This is a genomic window from Methylovorus sp. MP688 (assembly GCF_000183115.1).
GTDB lineage: Bacteria > Pseudomonadota > Gammaproteobacteria > Burkholderiales > Methylophilaceae > Methylovorus > Methylovorus glucosotrophus.
On record NC_014733.1, the window covers coordinates 1,094,302 to 1,116,358 of the forward strand.

The following is a 22,057-nucleotide window of genomic DNA, read 5'->3' on the forward strand; positions in this document are numbered from 1 at the left end:
GTTATAACGACTAGACTATACTGTCTAGACTAAACGACTGCATTGCGCTAATCTTTGGACGGTTTACCCAGTGCCTGGCGTGGCAAGTACAAGGGAATGTAGAGATGAAAACCGGATTTCAACAGGCGAGACAGCCTGGCCAGAGTGAGATGCAAGCGTTAATCGGGCTTTTGAATGCGGGGCATATGCCGCAGGCGGAGGCGACGGCGAGATCCATGTTGCGTCAATATCCACAGACGCTGATGTTGCACAATGTGCTCGGCATCGCCTTGGAGTCGCAGCAAAAGTACGCAGATGCAGCAGCCAGTTATCGAAGTGCGATTGCGCTTGAACCCAAAATCGCTGAAATACATTTCAACCTTGGCGTGGTGCTGGGGCATTTGGGCCGCATGGACGAGGCCATTGCTTCCTATCGCAAAGCCATCTCCCTGAAACCTGATCTTGCGGTTGCTTATTTCAACCTGGGCTTTGCCTTGCAAACCTTGGGGCGTTATGAAGAAGCCATTCCCAGTTATCGCAAAGCGGCCGCCATGCAACCCACGTTTTATGAAGCGCATGGCAATCTGGGCACGGTGTTGCAGAAGCAGGGCAAGATGGAAGATGCCATTGCCAGTTACCGCAAGGCACTTGAGATCCATGCAGACCCACGCGGCTACTTTAATCTCGCCACCGCATTGCGCGATCACGGTCAGTTGGAAGATGCCGTGACGGCATACCGCTCGGCGCTGCGCATGCAGCCTGATTATGTTGATGCCTGGAACAACCTGGGTGAGGCACTGCGCGATCAGGGCAATATGGATGAGGCAGTCAAAGCCTATCAGCATGCCTTGAGTCTGGATGCAGCGCATGCTGCCGCCAACTACAATCTGGCCGAGTTTTTATATCTTGCGCGTGAATATGCCCAGGCAATACCGCATTTTGAGCGCTCGCAATTAGGCGATTGGCAAGAGCGCATCCTGTACTGCCTTTATAAATCCGAGCAGTTTGATGCATTCAAGGCGCGCTTGCCCCAAGTCATGGGCGATACCCATGCATCGCCTTTCCTTGCGACCTTGTCTACGCATTACGCGACCAACTTTGGCGTGCCAGATCCCTATCGCTTTTGCCCGCAGCCCATGGAGTATGTCTTCCATAGCCGCATCGCTCCTCTGGCCGAGCAGGACAGCAGTTTGCTGAATGCGCTGCTGAAAGATATTACCCTCACCGAAATTGCCGAGCGCAAGCAGGGCCGGCTGCATCATGGCATACAGTCAGCGGGCAATCTGTTCAAGCGCTCTGAAGCTTCTTTCAAAACCCTGGCGCAGCTGATCAAACAGCAAGTACAGGCATTCCGTGAGCGCTATGCCGGACAGGATTGCGAATTGATTGAAGGCTTCCCGGATGACATCGAGTTCACCAGTTCCTGGTACGTGAAAATGCAAAAAGGCGGGCATCTCACCTCGCATATCCACGAGATCGGCTGGCTCAGTGGCTGTGTTTACCTGGCAATTCCTAAGGAAAAACAGGGAGAGCATGATGGCAGTATCGAGTTCAGTACGGATGGTGACGAATACCCACGCCAGCATGATGATTTCCCGGTGAAGGTGATTGCGCCGCAAGTGGGCGATATTGTACTGTTCCCTTCGTCACTCTTTCATCGCACCATCCCGTTCAGTTCCAATGAAGAACGTATTTGTGTCGCTTTTGATATCAAGCCCAAGGTCGCCAAGGTGGGGGCCGCCGTCACCATGACCGTGGCCTGGATGGCAATCACCTTCGCCGATATGCTTGAGGTGGGTGTTGTCTCACTGCGATATGCCATATAAACAACGATGAGCATAAAAAAAGCCGGGGAATATTCCCACCGTGGCCTGGATGGCAATCACCTTCGCCGATATGCTTGAGGTGGGTGTTGTCTCACTGCGATATGCCATATAAACAACGATGAGCATAAAAAAAGCCGGGGAATATTCCCCGGCTTTTTTTATGCATGCAAATCCGCTTACACCTTTTTGCCGCCTGGCCCGGCAAGATACCAGACAATCAGACCCAGGACCGGGAATACCAGCACACCCAGTATCCACAACAGTTTGGCGACAGTATCCGCTGAACTTTGCGCAATTTTGATAATGGCAAAAATGTCGGCGATCAAAATCAGAATTCCGATGATGCTGCTCAATTTATTTCCCCCTTTTTTGTAAGTGTTGGTGCCATTCATCATAAGCATAAGCCAGTGTAGTGGCTATCGGCTTCTATCCTATGTCCTTGTAGGACAGAAAAGGACAACTACCATGTGGTTTTTAGGCCACGAAGACATCGCAAGCTGTTGTTTTGATATGTGACGGGCTTCACGGATTAGACATGTTTTGTGTTGTGTTTCTGCAACAAGTCCCAACTCTTTACTTTATTTAACAAATGGTAATCGTTATCATTAGCGATAAATTGCAAGCCACGATATTTAGCCAGCGATCCCCTCTATAAAAACTATATTTAGGATTTGATTCTATGCGTTCGTTGAAAGAGCCGATGATGTCCCATTTGGCTAAAACAAAAACGGTGGTTTCGCCGTGTGCTGCATCTCAAATTTTCCCTCTAGGCGCTATTGTTGCTGCCTTGTTCCTCAGTTCGGGTGCTTATGCTGCCGATGTAGCTTCTCCTGAGGCTGCCGCTTCGAAAGAAAAGTCATCTGAAGAGCAGCAGGTATTACCTGAGGTTGCCGTCAATGCCTCCAAAGAAAAAGCAAAAGAGGACGGCTATCAGGCAACCAAGACCCGTGTGGGGAAAGTGCTGCAGGATCCTCAGGACGTACCACAGGCTATTACTACTGTCACTCGCAGCCTGATGACTGACCAGCAAGTTGGTTCCTTGCGAGAAGCATTGCGTAACGTTTCAGGTTTGACTTTTAACGCAGGCGAGGGTGGTCGCGCTGGCGATAACATGATGCTGCGTGGGTTCTATACTTTTGGTGATATTTATCTGGATGGCATTCGCGATACAGCGCAATACAATCGCGAGACATTCAATCTTGAGCAGGTCGATGTATTGCGCGGTTCAGCTGCGATGCTTTTTGGTCGTGGGCAGGCAGGTGGTGTGATCAATCAAGTCAGCAAAATGGCCAAGCTGGAAGATGCTAATAAAGTTTCGGCTAGTCTTGGCGATTATGGCTACCAGCAATACACCGCTGATCTTAACAAGACACTGGGTGAAACCGTGGCATTGCGCGTAAATGTCATGGATCGTACCGAAGAAGCCACTCGCCAGAATAAGGCTGCTGGCGACAGACCTGAATTGAACCGTAAAGGCATTGCGCTCAGTTTGGGGATGGGCATAGGCACGGATAACGAGCTGTATCTTAATCATATTTATACCCAAACCCGCGATGTTCCCGATTTCGGTATCCGTTTTGCCAACGGCAAGCCTGTGAGCCAGTACTACGGAACCTTCTGGGGAACCAACGCCAACTTTGACGACAGTGATACGCGTGTTTCCACGGCTATTTTCACCCATAAATTTAACGAAAAGACACAATGGCGTACTCAGGTTCGTCAGGGCTCATATCAACGTGCATATTGGGTAAAAACGCCGCCTAATGGAACAAGTCCGGCACTGCCCGCTGCCAATGCAAGTGTCGGCGGTAACATCGCGCGTACACTGGATTACCAGACGTTTACCGTGCAGTCCGATTTTTCTACAGAGCTGGAATTAGCTGGAATGAAGCACGAGGTTCTGTTCGGGGTTGAGTATTTGCACGAAGACTCCTATCGCCAGAGTTTGCAAGGCTTGGTTGATGCAAACGGTAATCCTTATTACCGCTCAAGTGCAGTAGTTCAAACAGGTAATAAAGGCCTGAATAAATTCAAGAGCGATAGCCAGGCAGTTTATATTCAGGATTCGATAGAGTTTGTTCCTGACTGGAAACTCCTGTTGGGTGTCCGTCGCGATCGCATGGACGCAGACTATTTCCGTACAACGCGTACAAATGCCGCCACGGTTAACCCGGCAACCTATGATGATCTCAATTCTAGTCTGACCTATAGTGAGAACAGTTATCGTACGGGCTTGTCCTGGCAGCCAACACCTACTGCACATTATTACTTGAGCTACAGTGACTCTTTCAGCCCAACAGCTGACCTCTATCAACTGACTACTACCCCGTATCCTGCTGAAAAGAGCAAAACGACAGAGCTTGGCGCCAAATGGCTGTTCTTTGATGGTGACTTAGCTTTCCGTACTGCTCTCTACCGCGCAGACAAGGACTGGGAGCGGAATACTGACCTTGAGTCATCCGCTGCGATTTTGACGCGCAAGCGCCGTACTGACGGATTGGAGTTTGAACTTGCCGGCCGTATTACCAGTAACTGGGAAGTGTTTGGTGGCGTTGCATTCATGGATTCACGCATCCTGAAGGTGGCCAACAATACCGATCCTGTTTCGGGGGTTGTGACATACGCTGATCCGCGATTTGAAGGCGAGCGTTCCCGCAATACCCCGCCGATGACCGCTAACTTCTGGACAACATACAGTTTTCTGGGGAATTGGAGAGTTGGTGGCGGGTTTGAAGCCAAGGGCGAGCGATATGGCTATGTTCCAAGCAATGCCGTAGGCCCATTCGTGGATGGCGAATTCCGTCCCAACAGTATCCCTGGCTACACCCGGTGGGACGCGATGATGAGCTACGAAGAGAAGCGCTGGGCGGTGCGTTTGAATGTGAAGAACCTGTTCAACAAGGAGTACTACGATGCCTTGTATGACAACGGTGGCTTGGTGGTTCCTGGTAACCGTCGTATCGCGATCCTGACCACCGAAATCAAGTTCTAAGTGGTTGTGGTTTGAATGTGGGTCAGGTCATGGGTATCATGGCCTGGCCTTTTTCTATTAAGCGGAAATCATGCTATTACATATCCCCCAGGTGCTGAATTCTGCTGAGTTGCTTGAATTGCGCAAGCTGCTTACCTCTGCCAATTGGGCCGACGGCAAAGTCACCGCCGGCACCCAGTCTGAGCAGGTCAAACGCAATATCCAGCTACCGGAAACCTCCGTCGAGGCGGAGCAGGCGCGTCAGATCGTGCTCAAGGCGCTTAGTCGCAATGCCTTGTTTTTCTCTGCAGCATTACCCAAGAAAATCTACCCGCCGTTGTTCAATCAATACCGCGAAGGTATGGATTTTGGTGCGCATATCGATAACTCCGTGAGAACCCACGCTATCTCTGGCATGCACGTCCGTACCGATATTTCCTGCACCTTGTTTATTGCCGACCCGGAGAGTTACGAGGGTGGGGAGCTGGTGATTGAAGATACTTACGGTCACCAGATGGTCAAGCTGCCAGCGGGCGATATGGTGCTGTATCCCGGCACCAGTTTGCATCATGTGCGACCCGTTACCCAGGGCGCGCGTCTGGCGAGTTTTTTCTGGATACAGAGCATGATCCGTGAAGATGCCCAGCGCACACTGCTGTTTGATATGGATGCCGCGATTGCGACTCTGCGTGAACAGGTGGGGGATAACGCGGCCGTTATACGATTAACCGGCAATTATCACAATCTGATCCGGATGTGGGCCGATACCTGAGGAGTGAATATTTGATGAAATTACGTACATGGAGCCTGGGGGCTCTTCTGCTGTTGTCGACCATGCATGTCTGGGCGGCGGCCAATTGTCCTGCTTACCCCAAAGAGGAGTGGGCATCTGAAGATACCTTGAAACAAGCATTGGCGGATGAAGGCTACAAGATCAAGAAATTCAAGATTGATGGCAATTGCTACGAAATCTACGGCTGGAACAAGGAAGGCAAAAAGGTCGAGATTTATTTCGACATGAAAACCTTCGCCATCATTAAAGCCGAAGTGGAACGCTAAGTTTGCGCGACGCGGCAATCTGGCCTTGGTTTGTAAGGCTATCTCACTGGCTGGTCGCCATGATCGTGGTGGTGAACTGGTTTAATGAAACCGGTGAGTGGCATCGCAATTTGGGCTATGCCGCGGTGAGTATGGTGTTTGCCAGGGTGATGTATGGCCTGTTGACTTCCGTCCAGATGGCGCGCTTTTATTGGCCGGGTGGCAGGCAGCTGAGCATGCATATCCAATCCATCATGCATGGGCGGGCGGAGCATCATGTGGGGCATAATCCCCTCGGGCAATGGGCGGTCTATCTGATGTGGCTATTGCTCGCCATGCTGGCCCTGACAGGTTGGGTAAGCCGTACCGATGCATTTTGGGGTGAGGATTGGCCGGTTGTCTGGCATGGCTATTTGTCCTCTTGCCTGCAGGTCCTGGTGTTTGTGCATGTGGCTGCAGTGCTCGTGATGTCCCGCATTCAGCGCACCAATCTCATGAAAGGCATGCTCCTGCGCAAAAAAATGTAAATGTCCACGCCTGCGTCTGGCTGCCTCTTCCCGATAGCAGCCAGGCACGTTAGTTTATGCACCTCTTTTTTCGTTGATATTTTTCCCATGCAAAAAACACTCGCACAACAAAACGCACAACGCGGCCGCACCCTCCGCCTGTTAAGAAAAATCCATGGCTGGCTTGGCCTGTGGGGCGCTGTATTGGGGCTCTTGTTTGGCACCACCGGTTTCTTGCTCAATCATCGTGCGGTCATGAAGATTCCTGCCGCGCAGATGGAAGAAAGTGAAATCCAGCTCAGCGTGCCGCAGCCTTATCCGCAAAATGCGAAAGCGTTTACTGCGTTTGTGCAGCAGGCGCTGGACATTCAACATGATCCATTGGAGCGCAAGCCACGCAAAGGGGAGAGAGACAAGGGCGCGCAAGGGGCGGTGATGCGCGAAAAAGGCGAGCATGACGCACGCTTCATGGGACGCGACATGTCGCAACCTGCGAAATGGGAAGTGGAGTTTCGCATGCCGCAAATGCGTATTCGCGCCGAGTATATTGCCGGGAATCAGTTTGCGACCATTCATCGCGAAGATGCCAATGCCTGGGCATACATCATGAACATGCACAAAGGCGTGGGGGCCAATGTGGCCTGGGTGTTGCTGGCAGATACCATCGCAGGTGCCATGATCGTGCTTTCGATTACCGGCGTATTGCTGTGGACCAAAATGCGTCAATCGCGCCTGGTCATGGCAGGCCTGATTAGCGCTTCACTGGTAGCCACTATCTGGGCTGCGCTTGGCATGTTGTAGCGCAGCTTAACCGTTGCAGGCTGTATCGCAGCCTGACTGAAAAAGCACACAACTTTTGGGCGTGTGCTTTTTTTATGCCTGCGTTCAAGGCCACTTATTCATGTGCAAGAAATGCGATGCAATCCATTCAGCGATTGCCAGTGGGGGGGGATCTTTACTACAATTTACAATTGTAAACAATTCTCAATATCACAACAGGTAAAGATTTCCCCATATGCATCCTCATGCGATTCACTCATTCCCCGTTAAAACCCTCTGTCTGATGCTGGCGGGATTGCCTGCCATTGCCTATGCAGAAGAAGCCACCACGACACTGCCGCAAGTGGAGATCACGTCCAATAAAGTGACCGAACCCGCCAAGACCGATGGCTATGTCACCAAGTCCAGCACCACGGCCACCAAAACCAATACACCGCTGAAAGACGTACCGCAGGCCGTGACCGTGGTCAGCCAGTCGCAAATCAAGGATCAGGCCATCCGCAGCATGGAAGATGCCATACGCTACACTCCGGGAGTGGGCATGGCGCAGGGCGAGGGCAATCGCGATACCGTTGTATTCCGTGGCAATGCCAGTACAGGTGACTTTTTCCTCGATGGCGTCAGGGATGATGTTCAGTACTACCGGGATTTCTACAACATTGAAAGCGTAGAAGTATTGCGCGGCGCCAATGGCATGATCTTTGGCCGTGGCGGCGCCGGTGGTGTGGTCAATCGCGTCAGCAAGGAGGCGGGCTGGGATCCCGTGCGCGAGATTTCGCTGCAAGCGGGTTCGTATGACCAGCGTCGCGGCAGCATTGATATCGGGCAGGCCATTAATGAAGCGGCGGCTTTTCGCCTGAATGCGATGGTGGAAAATGCCGATAGCTACCGCGATGGCGTGTCACTGCGCCGTTACGGCATCAACCCGACCGTGACGCTGTTCCCGACTGAGAAAACCAAGGTCGTGCTCAGCGCGGAGTATTTCACCGACCACCGCACGGCAGACCGGGGCATTCCTTCACAAAATGGCCGGCCTTTTGCCACCAACGAATCGACTTTCTTCGGCAATGCTGCCAAGAGCCCCACGGAAATTGAAGCCCAGAACTACAGCGCACTGATCGAGCACAGCTTTGACAACGGTGTGTTGTTGAGAAACCGCACGCGCTATTCCGACTTCGACAAATATTACCAGAACGTGTTTGCCAACAGTGCCGTGGATGCCAGCGGCAACTACACCGTGGCGGCCTATCGCGATGATACCCAGCGCGAAAATCTGTTCAACCAGACCGACTTGCTCTATACCCTCAAGCAGGGCGCGGTCACCCACAAGCTGTTGGTTGGCATGGAGCTTGGCCGGCAGGACACCGATAACGTCCGCTACAGACCCAACTCCACCGGCACACTGACCACGGCACAATCGGCGCAGAATCCTGTATTCAATGGCCCAATTAGCTTTACCAACCTGCAAACCCGCAACCGCAGCCAGGTGGATGTGGCCGCGTTTTACCTGCAGGATCAGATTATCCTGAACCCGCAGTGGCAAGTGATTGTGGGCGCGCGTCTGGATAAATTCGATGTCGATTTCAAAAATCAGATATCTGGTCAGAAAATCAAATCCGACGACGATCTTTTCTCGCCGCGTGCGGGCCTGATCTACAAGCCTGTTGAGCCTTTGTCGCTGTATGCCAGTTACAGCCAGTCCTATGTGCCACGCGCAGGCGACCAGCTGACCTCGCTGACAGTAGTCACCAGCACCTTTGACCCGGAAAAATTCAAGAACACCGAAGTCGGTGCCAAGTGGGAAGTAAAACCGGGGCTGGAGATCAATGCGGCCATTTTCAAGCTGGAGCGCACCAATGTCGCGGTTTCAACCAGTGCAACCACATCTGCTCTGGTCGATGGGCAGGATACCAAGGGCTTTGAACTGAGTGCCCTGGGCCGCATCACCGACAAGTGGAATGTGATTGGCGCCTATACCCTGCAAAAGGCCGAACTGGTCGACACTACCAGCGTCGGCGCCAACGGTGCCAGCGCCCCCAATACGCCACGCAATACCTTCTCCCTATGGAACCGCTACGACATCAATGAAACTTGGGGTGTCGCGCTGGGGGCGATAAGCCGTAGCGAGATGTACACCTCGTTTGACAACACCGTGCAGCTGCCGGGCTACACGCGCTTTGACGGCGCGGTTTACGCCAAACTCGATAAAAACCTGCGCCTGCAGGTCAATATCGAGAATATCCTGAACAAGGAGTATTACCTGTACGCCCACAACAATAACAACATCACGCCGGGTTCTCCCACGGCGGCGCGTGCCACCCTGATCTACAATTTCTGATCGGGTGTTCCGTTCTGGCAGGCGTGAGGGCCTGCCAATAAAAAAGCACACGCATTTCCACGTGTGCTTTTTTGTTGTCTGCAAATGGAGCGGAGTTTAACGCTTGCTTTCCAGCTCTTCCCAGCGCTGCATGACGGCATCGATGGCTGAAGCCAGCTCATCCAGCCGCGCTTGCAGGGTTTTTACCTGCTCGGGATTTTCGCGGTAAAGGTCCGGGCTGGCGAGTGATACATTGATCTCGGCCTGTTCCTGTTCCAGCTGCTCAATACGGCCGGGCAGCTCTTCCAGTTCGCGGTTTTCCTTGAAGCTGAGGCGATTGGCCGCCTGTTTGGCCGCGGCGGGTTTTGCAGCGGCGGGTTTTGCAGCGGCGGGCGCGCTGGCAGCCCGGGTTTTCTCGGCAGCCAGGTTGGCCGCCTGCTGTTGCTTGTAGCGATACCAGTCGTCATAGCCGCCGCCAAACTCATCCAGTACGCCGTGGCCTTCAAACGCAATCACCTGAGTGACGGTGTTTTCCAGGAAGGCTCTATCATGGCTGACCAGAAACAGCGTACCTTCAAACTCCTGCAGCAGATTTTCCAGCAGTTCCAGGGTGTCGATATCCAGGTCGTTGGTGGGTTCGTCCAGCACCAGCACATTGGCCGGGCGCGCAAACAGGCGCGCCAGCAACAGACGGTTGCGCTCGCCACCGGAGAGCGATTTCACCGGCGAGCGCGAGCGCTGCGGCGGGAACAGGAAGTCCTCAAGATAACTGATGACATGCTTGCGCTCATTGCCGATCTGGACAAATTCGGAGCCGGGGCTGATGGTGTCGGCCAGCGTGGCTTCCTCATCCAGCTGCTCGCGCATCTGGTCAAAATACGCCACGTTGAGGTTGGTGCCGCGTTGGATGGTGCCACTATCGGGTTCCAGCTCGCCCAGTATCATCTTGAGCAGGGTGGATTTACCCGCGCCATTCGGGCCCAACAGGCCGATGCGGTCGCCGCGCAGAATGCGCGTGCTGAAATCCTTGACCAGCACCTTGTCGCCATAGGCTTTGTTCACATGCTCCAGCTCGGCCACCAGCTTGCCCGAGCGTTCGCCACTATCCAGCGTCAGCTTGACGTTGCCCTGGCGCTCGCGGCGCGCAGCCCGCTCCAGACGCAGCTGTTCCAGACGTCGCACGCGACCTTCATTGCGGGTACGGCGTGCCTTGATGCCCTGGCGTATCCAGGCTTCTTCCTGCGCCAATACCTTGTCAAACTTGGCCGCATGCGTGGCTTCTACCGCCAGCAGCTCTTCCTTTTTCACCAGGTACTGGGTGTAGTTGCCAATAAAATCCGTGAGATGGCCGCGGTCCAACTCCACAATGCGCGTCGCCAGCCGATCCAGGAAGCGGCGATCGTGGGTAATGAACAACACGCTGCCCTGAAAGCCGAGCAACAGCTCTTCCAGCCACTCAATCGCGGCAAAATCCAGGTGATTGGTCGGTTCGTCCAGCAGCAGCACTTCCGGCTCCGCGACCAGGGCACGGCCCAGGGCCACGCGCTTGCGCCAGCCGCCGGATAGGGTGGAGATCAAGGCATCGGGGTCTAATTCCAGACGGCTCAGCGCTGCATCTACCTTGCTCTGCGACTGCCAGCCCTGACGGGCATCGAGTTCGTGCTGCAAGACTTGCATGCGGGCCATCAGCTGATCAAGGTCAGCATTGGGGTTGCCCATGCTGTGCGATACCTGATGGTATTCCAGCAGAATTTTCTGCAGGTCGCCCAGGCCTTCGGCCACGGCTTCAAATACGGTGTGGGTCGGCTCCAGTACTGGTTCCTGCGGCACATAGGCCACACGCGCATTGGGGGCGCGCCACAGGGTGCCGTCGTCCAGTTTGCTGTCGCCAGCAATGACTTTCAGCAGACTGGATTTGCCAGCCCCGTTGCGGCCAATCAGGCCGACACGTTCACCGGGGTCCAGCTGAAAATCGGCGTGATCAAGAAGAGGGTAATGTCCATAAGCCAAGCTGGCTTGGTCGAGCGTGATATAAGGCATGCCGCATTTTAACAGGTTGCAGCGCGCATGCGCCTATCGCGACGATGTTTTGCCTGGTGCGGCTTCCTGCTTGAGCTGCTGCAGGACCTCGGCGCAGCTTGCCTGTTTGCCATTGCCGGGGTCGACAAATGGCAGGATGGCCGCCAGTGGATTGATCAGCCCCAGGGCAATGCCACCAATCACGCGCAGGGCAATCGGCGTTTTTTCGATAGACACCTCGGGTTGCAGAAAGCTGCCTTGTACGTGTATGGGCGAGCGCACGGTCAGCGGCGATACGTTCTTTGGCTTGGCTACCAGACGCAGGTCCAGCTGCTCTTTACCCATGTCGATATGGCCATCGGTCAGCACACGCGTCACTGGCGTATCCATCAAGCCCACGCGGGGGCTGAGTATTCCGTGCGTTGCCTGCATATCGATCACGGCGCATTGCAGGGGCACCGGGCTGTCGCCCTGTATCATCACGCCCAGCGCCTGGGCAATATCCAGCCCCAGCGCTTCTACGATAAGGTGCGAGATCGAGCCATCGCGCACGGTCATGAAGACATTGCCGTCTAGCGAACCCAGCAGCTCGGCGGTGGTTTGGCCTTTGCCATCCAGTTTCGCTTTGCCGTTTAAGCGGCCAGTGAGATAGGGCTGCGGTTCGGGCTTGTTTTCCTTTTTGGCATTTTCGCGCTGGGTTTGCGAGATTTTCAGCCATTTATAGAGATCAATGTTTTTCCAGGCGAGCTCAGCGCGCCAGACCGGAATCGCCTCGGGCGGCAGCTTCTTCACATCGGCTTCCAGACCATTGAGCTTGCTGGCGTCTACCGAGATCATGCCGGAGAGGCTGCCATCCGCCGTGCTGGCGTCTATATCGGCCAGGCCCAGCTTGCCTTTTTCCAGTTGCAGGGTGGCTTTCAGCGGCGCAATCGGCCGCTGGAAAGCCGAGCCCAGGTCCACGTAATCCATCAGGATGCTGATGCGGGCATCCATCTTGTTCAGCGCGGGCAGGTTCAAGGGCTTATCCGGAATGGCGCGGGTACGGGGCGCATTGTCACCGGCCTCTGCTTCGCTGGCGGTACCAAAGGCCGGCCCGAGGTCAGCCAGCACAAAACGCTTGCCGCGAATATCGCCGGTGAGCAGCGGCGTTGCCGGCCGCAAGTCGTATTTGAATTTGCCCGTGAGATCACTGCTGCCGATATGGGCTGAGGTGACATCGGCCAGCCACAAGCCACCTTCCTTTTGCAATCTGGTGGTCAGGGTAAATGGCGCCGTGGTGGGTAATACCGTGCTGACCAGATTGCCAAACAGGCTCAGCGATGGGCCTTTTACCGTCAGGGTGCCCTTGATGGATTGCTCGCCCAGCGCATCGGCCACCTGGCCATCAAAGTCAGCGCGCAGGCCACCGTACTCCACCCAGCCTTTGGAGCGCACGGTGTCGTTGCTTTCCTTGAGGCTGGCAATCGGCAAAAAGCCGCTGGTGGCCAAGTGGCCGCGCAGCGCCTCTTTGTGCAGCTTGCCTTCAATATCGACATTGGATTGCATGGCGGCACTGGCCGGCTTGCTGGCCGTCTGCTCTGTGCCTTCCTGCGTGTTGAAGCGCAGATCCAGATCGGCTTCCGAGAGTGCATCGCGCACGACCGCCGTGCCGTTATGGATCACCAGGTTTTCAAAGATGGGGAAGGGCCGTGGCGGTTCCTGGTCATCCTGCTTGAACTGCCAGGTGGATACGCCATCCCGATTGCGCAGCACGCGGGCATCAATCTCTTGCACGCGCAGGCTCTTGATGCGATAGGCATCGCCAGGTTGGAGCGTGAGCAAATCACGATAACGCAGCCGCAGTTCGGCTTCTTTCACATCCACAAAATGCGGCACCTTGAAAGCATCCGGCGCGGAGATATTCAGCCCACCGGCGCGCAGATAAATCCCGCCGAGGAGATGCAGCTCAAACGGCGCGGTGATGACAATCTTGCGTTCCAGCTTTTCACTCAGAAACTGCTGTGCTGGCGCCCGCAGAAACGGCCAGCCCGCCAGCTCGCAGGCGCCAAGTGCAATCAGCAGCAGAAGCAGCGTAATCCAGAAGGTGCGGAACAATGGGCGGGAAAATAGCGGTGGCATGCGGTTCTTATTCAGTGGTTGATGTTTAAATGGAAAGCATAAACGCCGACAAGTTCACCGCTGTTTGTTACTAGGCGGGAAGTGTGGCGATGGAATGCACGCCCCGAGTCTCGGCGCAATGGCTGCCAGAAGCAAGGTGAATCCCATGCACATGCCCATGGTAAGGCGCTGACCCATCTGCCAGTTCTTAGCCAAAGTGAGCCAGCGTGTCTCTCAGTCAGCGTCTGCCAGCAGGCGATAGCCCACACCGGTCTCCGTCAGCAGGTAGCGCGGTTGCGCCGGGTCTGCCTCCAGCTTGTGCCGCAGATGGCCCATGTAGATGCGCACATAATGTCCGCTCTCGATATGGCTGGGGCCCCAGACCTCCTTCAGCAACTGGCGTTGGGTGACCACGCGCCCGGCATAGCGGATCAGCGTGGCCAATAACCTGAACTCGATGGGGGTGAGACTGACCAGCGCACCGCCGCGATGCACCTGGCGATTCACCAGGTCCACCCGAATATCCCCCATGGTGAAAACGCTCTCCTGTGCCGCATTGCCCGCCTGCGAATGTCGCCGTAACTGGGCGCGTATGCGTGCCAGCAACTCGGCCGTGCCAAACGGCTTGGTCAGGTAATCATCGGCGCCGGCATCCAGTGCGCTGACTTTTTGCGCCTCCTGCGTGCGGGCCGAGAGCACTATCATCGGCACATTGCTCCAGCTGCGAATCTGGCGAATAACGTCTATGCCATCCATATCCGGCAAGCCGAGGTCGAGAATGATGGCATCCGGTTTGCGCGTGCCGGTATCAATCACCCCTTGTTTGCCGCTGGGCGTGCTGTGCACGGTGAAACCGGCATCTTCCAGCGCAGCGTGAACAAAACGCTGAATCTGGACTTCATCTTCAATCAGGATGATGGTGGCCGTGTTGCTCATGCAGGTGTTTCCTCGGCGAGTGGGGGTGCGGGTGGTTCGCCCAATGGTAAGGAAAAAATGAACCGTGTGCCATGCGGCTGTTGCGCTTCTGCCCATAGCGCGCCGCCATGCGCCTGAATGATGGCCTTGCAGATGGAAAGCCCCAGACCGACACCAGGTTGCGGCGACTCGACTTTGCCGCGGGTAAATTTCTGGAATATCTGGGTTTCCATCCCGGCTGGCAGGCCCCAGCCTTCATCGGCCACGGTGACCCACACCTCACCTGGATGCTGCTGGGCAGAAATGCGTATGGTGGTATTCGGCGGACTGTATTTGCAGGCATTGTCCAGCAGGTTGCAGAACACCCGCTCCAGCAGCACGGCATCAAACTGCAGCAGGGGCAGCTCGGGCGGCAGCGTGACTTCAATACGGTGCTGCTGGCTGACTGGTTGCATGGCGCGCAGGGCGCTGCCCAGCACCTCCTCCAATACCTGCCACTGGCTGTTGAGTTGCACGCTGCCAGCTTGCAGGCGTGCCATGTCCAGCAGATTCACCACTAGTTGCTGCATGCGAAACGCCTGGTCGTACATGGTTTCCAGCTGGGCATGCCGGTCAGAGGGCATGTCCGGGGCCTGGCGCAGCTGGTCGGCGATGCCCAGCAGCGAGGTCAGCGGGGTGCGCAGGTCATGGGAAATCGCGCTTAACAGCGAATTGCGCAAGCGCTCCGACTCCATGGAAATCAGCGCATCGCGCGCCACTTCGACGTAATGCTTGCGCTCCAGCGCCAGGGCAATCTGCGCGGCAAAGGTATCCAGCAGCTGGCGTTGTTCCGGCAAAAAGATGGCCGCCTGGTTTTCCGGGACGATGGCCAGCACGCCGCGGGTGCGCATCGGCGCCTTGAGCGGCACATACAGCACCGGGCTGGAGGGCAGGGTATTGGTGCCCAGACCAGCGTGTTCCTGATGATCAAAGGTCCATTGCGCGATGCCGAGATCCACATCGGCCAGGGTATGCCCATGCCCGGCATCTGCTTCCGGTGCCCGCAGCTTGTCATCGGCATCCGGCAGCAAAATGGCAGCGCGGCTCTGAAACAGGCTGGCGATATGGTGCACGCTGACCTCGACAATATGCTGCGTAGTCATGGTGGAGGCCAGCTCCTTGCCAATCTCGTACAGGGCCAGGCTGCGGCGTTCGCGGTAATTGGCGATCACGGCCTGATAGCGCAGGCTGGAGGTGAGGTTGCTGATGACCAGCGCCACCGACAGCATGATGCCAAAGGTCAGCAGGTATTGCGTGTCGGAGACGGTAAACGACAGCTTGGGCGGCACAAAAAAGAAATCAAACGCCGATACGCTGAGAATGGATGCCAGGATGCCGGGGCCACGTCCATAGCGTATCGAGATCAGCATGACACCCAGCAGGTAAAGCATGATGACATTTGATAGCTCGAAGTATTGCAGCAGCATGCCCGCGATCACCGAGGTGGTCGCACTGATGGCCAGTGCCCACAGGTAGCCACGTTTTTTCAGGCCGGATAAATGGGCATTGGCCGCCATTTGCAGGCTGTGCTGCGGTGCTGGCTTATGCCGTGGCTTGGGCTGGCGCACCACCACATGCAAGTCAATATCGGTGGCTTCCTTCGCCAGTTGATCGGTCACGCTGGGGACGAACAGGCGCATCAGCAAAGGCCGCCTTGGCTTGCCTACCACCAGGCGCGAGACATTGCGGCTGCGCGCATAGTCCAGCAGCACAGTGCTGACTTCATCACCGCTCAGGGTGGCGGTGGTCGCCGCGCCCAGTGTTTGCGCCAGCCGCAGGTTGTCCAGGATGGCCTGACGCTCGGCGTGCCCGAGCTTTTGCAGGGCGGGCGTTTCCACATAGGCGGCCAGCCATTCGGCTTTCATGCTGATGGCAAGGCGGGCGGCGGTTCTCACCAGTTGCTCGGCCTCCGGGCCCGGCCCCAGGCCCACCAGTATGCGCTCATGGGTTTGCCAGACGTGCTGGATGCTCTGGTCAGTGCGATATTCGCGCATCTGCGCATCCACGCGGTCAGCGGTGCGGCGCAATGCCATCTCGCGCAGGGCGATGAGGTTGCCCTTGCGGAAAAAATGGCGCCGCGCGCGTTCCGCCTGCTGCGACATATAGACCTTGCCTTCCTGCAGGCGCTGCAGCAGCTCTTCCGGCGGCAGGTCGACCAGTGTCACCTCATCGGCGAGGTCAAACACCTTGTCCGGCACCGTTTCTGATACCCGGATGCCGGTAATCTGGCCCACCACATCATTCAGGCTTTCCAGGTGCTGCACGTTAAGCGTGGTGTAGACGTCGATGCCCGCCGAGCAGAGTTCTTCCACATCCTGCCAGCGTTTGCGATGGCGGGAGCCCTCGGCATTCGAATGCGCCAGCTCATCCACCAGCAGCAGGCCGGGGCGGCGTGCCAGTGCGGCGTCCAGATCAAACTCGTGCAGGGTTTTATCCCGATAGCTCAGGCTTTTGAGCGGCAGTTGCGGCAAGCCTTGCAGACGCGATTCGGTGTCACGGCGGCCATGGGTTTCGATCACGCCCACCAGCACATCCTCGCCTTCCTGCATGCGGGCATGGGCGGCGGTCAGCATGGCAAAGGTCTTGCCTACACCGGCGCAGCTGCCGAAGAAAATCTTGAGCCTGCCGCGTTGTTGACGGGCATCTTCCTGCTGCAGTTTTTCCAGCAGCGCATCGGGATCAGGGCGCGTATGGCTCATGTGCGCAGTATAGGCGATTTCGGGGCGGCGTCAGCAGAGCAGCATGCAAGGCATCGCGGGCCTGGGTGGATGTGCATATTCATGTCGCGCACTCCCATCTTATTGACTCCGCTGCTGTGGCTGCAAGGCGTCCAGCGCCAGATTGAGTTCCAGGACATTGACGCGTGGCTCGCCCAGCACACCGAACTGACGCCCTTCAATATGCGCCTTCACCAGCGCATTCAGCTGATCCGCTGTCAGATGCCGCGCCTGGGCGATACGCGCCACCTGAAAGTAGGCGGCGGCAGGGCTGATGTCCGGGTCCAGCCCACTGGCGGAACTGGTGACCAGATCGACCGGCACCGCTGATGGCGATGCGGGGTTGGTCTGCAAGTCAGCCACGCGCTGTTTGACGGCATCGCTCAGCGCCGGGTTGAGCGGCCCCAGGTTGGAGCCGGACGAGGCCGCAGCATTATTGGGATAAGGCGCGGTCGCCGAGGGGCGGCTCCAGAAATACCCCGGGCTGCTGAAGTGCTGGCCGATCAGGCGTGAGCCGACAATCTCGCCATCACGCGTGAGCAATGAGCCCGCGGCCTGCCGGGCAAAGGCGGTCTGGCCAATGGCGCTGACCAGCAGCGGATAAACGAGTCCGGTCAACAGGCTGAGGCCAATGAACAGGAACAGGGCAGGGCGTAAATGCTGTTTCATGATGATGTTTCCTCTAAAAATGTAATGCCTGGTATGGGGCTAGAGCATTTGCAGCAACAGGTCGATCAGCTTGATGCCGACAAAAGGCACCACCACACCGCCTACGCCGTAGATCAGCAGATTGCCACGCAGCAGGCTGGCGGCACTGGCGGCGCGATAGGGCACGCCTTTCAGCGCCAGCGGAATCAGAAACATGATGACCAGCGCATTGAAAATCACCGCCGATAAAATCGCCGACTCCGGACTGGCGAGGTGCATGACATTCAGCGTGTTGAGCTGCGGATAAGTACTGGCAAACGCGGCCGGGATGATGGCGAAATACTTGGCAATATCGTTGGCAATGCTGAACGTGGTGAGCGAGCCACGCGTCATCAGCATCTGCTTGCCGATCTCCACGATCTCAATCAGCTTGGTCGGGTTGGAGTCGAGATCCACCATGTTGCCGGCTTCCTTGGCGGCCTGGGTGCCGGTGTTCATGGCGACCGCAACATCGGCCTGCGCCAGCGCGGGGGCATCGTTGGTGCCGTCGCCGGTCATCGCTACCAGCTTGCCCGCTGATTGATGCTCGCGTATCAGCTTGAGCTTGGCTTCCGGCGTGGCTTCGGCCAGAAAGTCATCCACGCCCGCTTCGGCGGCAATGGCGGCGGCCGTGAGACGGTTATCGCCGGTGATCATCACGGTTTTGATGCCCATGTTGCGCAGCTCGGCAAAGCGTTCCTTGATGCCGCCTTTCACCACATCTTTCAGCTCAACCACGCCCATCACGCGGGCGTCGTCGGCTACCACCAGCGGGGTGCTGCCACGGCGGGCGATATCGTCCACCATCTGGTTGACTTCATGGGCAAATTTTCCGCCCTGCGATTCCACCCAGCTGCGAATCGCCGAGGCGGCGCCTTTGCGAATCTGTCTGGTGCCGAGGTTGACGCCGCTCATGCGGGTTTGTGCGGAGAATGGCACGAACTCGGCTTGCAGGCCCTGCAGATCACGCTCGCGCAGGGCGAAACGGTTTTTTGCCAGCACGACAATGCTGCGGCCCTCCGGCGTCTCGTCGGCCAGCGAAGCCAGCTGTGCGCTATCGGCCAGCTGTTGCTCGCTGATGCCGGGTGCAGGCAGAAACATGGATGCCTGCCGGTTGCCCAGCGTAATGGTGCCGGTCTTGTCCAGCAGCAGCACATCCACATCGCCAGCCGCCTCCACTGCGCGGCCCGAGGTGGCGATGACATTAGCCTGCATCATGCGGCTCATGCCCGCCACGCCAATCGCCGAAAGCAAACCGGCAATGGTGGTGGGAATCAGGCAGACCACGAGCGCGACCAGCACGGTGATGCTGGCAGGGGCGCCTGCTCCGGCTGCATGCACGCTGAAGAGGGAGAACGGCAGCAGGGTGACGGTTGCCAGCAGAAAGACAATGGTCAGCGCTACCAGCAGTATGGTCAGCGCGATTTCATTGGGGGTTTTCTGGCGTTTGGCGCCTTCCACCATGGCGATCATGCGATCCAGAAAAGCCTCGCCCGGATTGACGCTGATGCGCACCACCAGCCAGTCCGACAACACCTGGGTGCCGCCGGTAACAGCGCTGAAATCGCCGCCGGATTCGCGGATGACCGGGGCTGATTCACCCGTGATGGCGGCTTCATTCACCGAGGCAATGCCTTCCAGCACCTCGCCATCGGCCGGGATCATGTCCCCGGCTTCCACCAGCACAATGTCGCCTTTGCGCAGGCTCTGGCTATCGGTGATGCTGATGGTTGCCTGGCGTGAGGCGCTGGCCAGTTTTTTGGCGGGCACATTCTGCTTGGCGCTGCGCAGGGCGGCCGCCTGAGCTTTGCTGCGGCCCTCAGCCAGGGCTTCGGAAAAGTTGGCAAACAGCACGGTAAACCACAGCCAGATGCTGATCGCCAGGATAAAGCCCGCCGGGGCTTCGCCATGGCTGCCATGCGACTCAAGCACCAGCGCCTGGATGAACATGAGCGTGGTGAGCATGCTGCCCAGATAAACGACGAACATGACCGGGTTGCGCCATTGCACCTGCGGCGCCAGTTTTTTGAAGGAAAGTGCGATGGCAGGCAGTATCAGCTGCGTATCGAACATGGAAAGGCCTTTGGGGGAATGCATGCGTAAAGACTCCTCAGTAGGGTAGGAAGGCATAACCATTAGTGGCCAGCCACCATTTGCAGATGCTCGATGACCGGTCCCAGCGCCAACGCGGGTACGTAGGTCAGGGCGCCGACCAGCACCACCGTACCAATCAGCAGGGCAATGAACAGCGGGCCATGCGTAGGCAGGGTGCCGAGGCCGGGGGTGATGCGTTTTTTCGCCGCCAGCGCACCGGCAATCGCCAGGATGGGGATGATGATGCCGAAGCGTCCCACCGCCATCGCCACCGCCAGCAACAGGTTGTAAAACGGCGTGTTGGCAGACAGCCCGGCAAACGCGCTGCCATTGTTATTGGCCGCGGACGACAAGGCATAGAGGATCTCGGTGAAACCATGCGCGCCGGGGTTGGCAATGCCAGCGAGTCCGGCGGGCAGCATTACGGCGATCGCGGTGCCAAGCAGCACCAGAATGGGCGTGACCAGCAGGATGACCGCAGACATTTTCATTTCAAAGATTTCAATCTTTTTGCCCAGGTATTCCGGTGTGCGGCCTATCATCAGCCCGGCCACAAACACGGCAATCACGGCATAAATCAGCATGGTGTAGAGCCCGGAGCCCACGCCGCCAAACACCACCTCGCCCAGCTGCATCAGCCACAGCGGTACCAGCCCGCCCAGCGGCGTCAGCGAATCGTGCATGGCATTAACCGCGCCACAGGAGGCGGCGGTGGTGATGGTGGCAAACAGGGCCGAGGTGGTGATGCCAAAGCGGGTTTCCTTGCCTTCCATATTGCCGCCGGATTGCAGCGGGCTGCTGCTCTGGTCTACGCCCAGGCTTGCCAGTACAGGATTGCCATCCTGTTCAGCCCACAGGCTGACGGCGGTCATGGTTACAAAGAGCAGTGCCATCGCCGTCCAGATCGCCCAGCCCTGGCGACGGTCGCCCACCATCAGGCCAAAGGCGTAACAGAGCCCGGCCGGTATCAGGAAAATCGCCAGCATTTGCAGGAAATTGCTGAACGGTGTCGGGTTCTCAAACGGATGCGCCGAGTTGGCGTTGAAAAAGCCACCGCCATTGGTGCCCAGCATCTTGATCGCTTCCTGCGAGGCGACCGGGCCCATGGCCAGGGTCTGTGTATGGCTGGTGATGGTTTCCTGCGCTGGTTTGCCATCGCTATCCAGCTTGGGCTGGCCCTGGGCATCCAGCACGGGCTGGCTGTAGGTGACGCTTTCCAGGGTATTCACCTGCTGGTAGGCGCTGAAATTCTGGATCACGCCCTGGCCCATCAGCAGCACCGCGAGCAATACGGACAACGGCAGCAGGACATACAGCGTGCTGCGTGTCATATCCACCCAGAAGTTACCAATGGTGGCGACCGAGTGGCGGGCAAAGCCGCGAATCAGCGCGATCACCACGGCAATGCCGGTGGCAGCGGACAGGAAGTTTTGCACCGCCAGTGCGAGCATCTGCGTCAGGTAGCTCATGGTGCTTTCACCGGCATAGCCTTGCCAGTTGGTATTGGTGACAAAACTCACGGCGGTGTTGAAGGCCGAGTCCAGGCTGATCTCGCCCATGCCCGCCGGGTTCAGCGGCAGGCTGCCTTGCCAGCGTTGCAAAATCAGTACTGCCAGCACGCCGATGGCATTGAACAGCAGCAAGGCGACGGTATACGATTTCCAGCTCATCTCCTGCTGCGGGTTTACTCCGGAGACGCGATACAGCAGCCGTTCCAGCGGGCCTAGCAGTTTCCCCAGCACCGGCAGGCGGCCTTCCATGGCGCGATGCAGATACAGGCCCATGGGTTTGGTCAGCAGCAACAGCGCTGCCAGATAGATCGCCACTTGTAGCAAGGCATTCGCACTCATCAGAATTTCTCCGGTTTGCATAGGGCGTATAACAGATAAGCAAGCAGCAGCAGGGCAAGTGCGCCGCTCAGTACATAAAGCCAGTTCATGGTTTTGCTCCCAGGTAAATGCAGTACACGGCCACCAGATAACTGGTCAGCAGGTACAGCAGAATCAGCAAGGTGTTGAAAATGTCCATCGGAGTCATCAGCCTGATCCAGTGAATGGCGTGAGCTTACTGAG

16 protein-coding genes are annotated in these 22,057 nt (G+C 56.9%); 7 read left to right on the forward strand and 9 right to left on the reverse strand.

Going from position 1 to position 22,057, the window contains the following annotated elements; all coding sequences use genetic code 11:
• The first annotated feature begins 104 nt into the window (after positions 1 to 104).
• On the forward strand, positions 105 to 1,805 hold the full coding sequence (locus tag MPQ_RS05405; RefSeq protein ID WP_013441886.1) for a tetratricopeptide repeat protein: 1,701 nt from the start codon (positions 105 to 107) through the stop codon (positions 1,803 to 1,805).
• A gap of 176 nt (positions 1,806 to 1,981) precedes the next feature.
• On the opposite strand, the gene MPQ_RS05410 is transcribed toward MPQ_RS05405, so the two are convergent.
• A complete protein-coding gene (locus tag MPQ_RS05410) occupies positions 1,982 to 2,158 on the reverse strand; it encodes a PLD nuclease N-terminal domain-containing protein (protein ID WP_083801081.1) in 177 nt (58 codons plus the stop codon).
• A 326-nt stretch (positions 2,159 to 2,484) separates the two neighbouring features.
• Between MPQ_RS05410 and MPQ_RS05415 the strand changes: the two genes are divergently transcribed.
• The 6 genes from MPQ_RS05415 to MPQ_RS05440 all read left to right on the forward strand — a co-directional run bounded on the left by MPQ_RS05415 (position 2,485) and on the right by MPQ_RS05440 (position 9,438).
• Positions 2,485 to 4,797, forward strand: a complete 2,313-nt coding sequence (locus MPQ_RS05415; protein WP_013441889.1) for a TonB-dependent siderophore receptor — start codon at positions 2,485 to 2,487, stop codon at positions 4,795 to 4,797.
• Between the two features lie 70 nt (positions 4,798 to 4,867).
• Positions 4,868 to 5,548: a Fe2+-dependent dioxygenase gene (locus MPQ_RS05420; protein WP_013441890.1), complete on the forward strand. Its 681-nt coding sequence runs from the start codon at positions 4,868 to 4,870 to the stop codon at positions 5,546 to 5,548.
• Between the two features lie 14 nt (positions 5,549 to 5,562).
• Entirely contained in the window at positions 5,563 to 5,835 is a 273-nt protein-coding gene (locus tag MPQ_RS05425; RefSeq protein WP_013441891.1) for a PepSY domain-containing protein, read from the forward strand.
• A 2-nt stretch (positions 5,836 to 5,837) separates the two neighbouring features.
• The gene (locus MPQ_RS05430) at positions 5,838 to 6,341 is read left to right on the forward strand and encodes a cytochrome b/b6 domain-containing protein (RefSeq protein ID WP_041362089.1); all 504 of its coding nucleotides are present in this window, start codon (positions 5,838 to 5,840) and stop codon (positions 6,339 to 6,341) included.
• Positions 6,342 to 6,428: 87 nt separating this feature from the next.
• A complete protein-coding gene (locus MPQ_RS05435) occupies positions 6,429 to 7,121 on the forward strand; it encodes a PepSY-associated TM helix domain-containing protein (protein ID WP_013441893.1) in 693 nt (230 codons plus the stop codon).
• A gap of 214 nt (positions 7,122 to 7,335) precedes the next feature.
• The gene (locus MPQ_RS05440) at positions 7,336 to 9,438 is read left to right on the forward strand and encodes a TonB-dependent siderophore receptor (RefSeq protein ID WP_013441894.1); all 2,103 of its coding nucleotides are present in this window, start codon (positions 7,336 to 7,338) and stop codon (positions 9,436 to 9,438) included.
• Between the two features lie 96 nt (positions 9,439 to 9,534).
• On the opposite strand, the gene MPQ_RS05445 is transcribed toward MPQ_RS05440, so the two are convergent.
• From MPQ_RS05445 to kdpF, 8 genes are all read right to left on the reverse strand, one after another.
• Positions 9,535 to 11,457 (reverse strand): ATP-binding cassette domain-containing protein, encoded by a 1,923-nt coding sequence (locus tag MPQ_RS05445; protein ID WP_013441895.1) that lies wholly within the window; start codon positions 11,455 to 11,457, stop codon positions 9,535 to 9,537.
• 33 nt (positions 11,458 to 11,490) lie between these two features.
• Complete coding sequence (locus MPQ_RS05450; RefSeq protein ID WP_013441896.1) at positions 11,491 to 13,554, reverse strand: AsmA family protein; 2,064 nt, start codon at positions 13,552 to 13,554, stop codon at positions 11,491 to 11,493.
• Positions 13,555 to 13,767: 213 nt separating this feature from the next.
• Positions 13,768 to 14,469, reverse strand: a complete 702-nt coding sequence (locus tag MPQ_RS05455) for a response regulator (protein WP_013441897.1) — start codon at positions 14,467 to 14,469, stop codon at positions 13,768 to 13,770.
• Complete coding sequence (locus MPQ_RS05460; RefSeq protein WP_013441898.1) at positions 14,466 to 17,186, reverse strand: sensor histidine kinase KdpD; 2,721 nt, start codon at positions 17,184 to 17,186, stop codon at positions 14,466 to 14,468. Before MPQ_RS05460 ends, MPQ_RS05455 begins: the two co-directional genes overlap by 4 nt.
• 99 nt (positions 17,187 to 17,285) lie before the next feature.
• Complete coding sequence (gene kdpC / locus MPQ_RS05465) at positions 17,286 to 17,873, reverse strand: potassium-transporting ATPase subunit KdpC (RefSeq protein ID WP_013441899.1); 588 nt, start codon at positions 17,871 to 17,873, stop codon at positions 17,286 to 17,288.
• Between the two features lie 39 nt (positions 17,874 to 17,912).
• Entirely contained in the window at positions 17,913 to 19,988 is a 2,076-nt protein-coding gene (gene kdpB, locus MPQ_RS05470; protein ID WP_013441900.1) for a potassium-transporting ATPase subunit KdpB, read from the reverse strand.
• Between the two features lie 38 nt (positions 19,989 to 20,026).
• On the reverse strand, positions 20,027 to 21,835 hold the full coding sequence (kdpA, locus tag MPQ_RS05475; protein WP_013441901.1) for a potassium-transporting ATPase subunit KdpA: 1,809 nt from the start codon (positions 21,833 to 21,835) through the stop codon (positions 20,027 to 20,029).
• Entirely contained in the window at positions 21,835 to 21,924 is a 90-nt protein-coding gene (kdpF, locus tag MPQ_RS14275; RefSeq protein WP_041362091.1) for a K(+)-transporting ATPase subunit F, read from the reverse strand. The genes kdpA and kdpF overlap by 1 nt, the downstream gene beginning before the upstream one ends.
• Between the last annotated feature and the right edge of the window lie 133 nt (positions 21,925 to 22,057).

What these genes read in the sequence shown, in the direction of transcription:
- kdpC (WP_013441899.1), bottom strand. Translation starts at nt 17,873, where the DNA reads ATGAAACAGCATTTACGCCCTGCCCTGTTCCTGTTCATTGGCCTCAGC.
- MPQ_RS05425 (WP_013441891.1), top strand. Translation starts at nt 5,563, where the DNA reads ATGAAATTACGTACATGGAGCCTGGGGGCTCTTCTGCTGTTGTCGACC.
- MPQ_RS05440 (WP_013441894.1), top strand. Translation starts at nt 7,336, where the DNA reads ATGCATCCTCATGCGATTCACTCATTCCCCGTTAAAACCCTCTGTCTG.
- MPQ_RS05445 (WP_013441895.1), bottom strand. Translation starts at nt 11,457, where the DNA reads ATGCCTTATATCACGCTCGACCAAGCCAGCTTGGCTTATGGACATTAC.
- MPQ_RS05405 (WP_013441886.1), top strand. Translation starts at nt 105, where the DNA reads ATGAAAACCGGATTTCAACAGGCGAGACAGCCTGGCCAGAGTGAGATG.
- kdpB (WP_013441900.1), bottom strand. Translation starts at nt 19,988, where the DNA reads ATGCATTCCCCCAAAGGCCTTTCCATGTTCGATACGCAGCTGATACTG.
- kdpA (WP_013441901.1), bottom strand. Translation starts at nt 21,835, where the DNA reads ATGAGTGCGAATGCCTTGCTACAAGTGGCGATCTATCTGGCAGCGCTG.
- MPQ_RS05435 (WP_013441893.1), top strand. Translation starts at nt 6,429, where the DNA reads ATGCAAAAAACACTCGCACAACAAAACGCACAACGCGGCCGCACCCTC.
- MPQ_RS05460 (WP_013441898.1), bottom strand. Translation starts at nt 17,186, where the DNA reads ATGAGCCATACGCGCCCTGATCCCGATGCGCTGCTGGAAAAACTGCAG.
- MPQ_RS05455 (WP_013441897.1), bottom strand. Translation starts at nt 14,469, where the DNA reads ATGAGCAACACGGCCACCATCATCCTGATTGAAGATGAAGTCCAGATT.
- MPQ_RS05450 (WP_013441896.1), bottom strand. Translation starts at nt 13,554, where the DNA reads ATGCCACCGCTATTTTCCCGCCCATTGTTCCGCACCTTCTGGATTACG.
- kdpF (WP_041362091.1), bottom strand. Translation starts at nt 21,924, where the DNA reads ATGAACTGGCTTTATGTACTGAGCGGCGCACTTGCCCTGCTGCTGCTT.
- MPQ_RS05415 (WP_013441889.1), top strand. Translation starts at nt 2,485, where the DNA reads ATGCGTTCGTTGAAAGAGCCGATGATGTCCCATTTGGCTAAAACAAAA.
- MPQ_RS05420 (WP_013441890.1), top strand. Translation starts at nt 4,868, where the DNA reads ATGCTATTACATATCCCCCAGGTGCTGAATTCTGCTGAGTTGCTTGAA.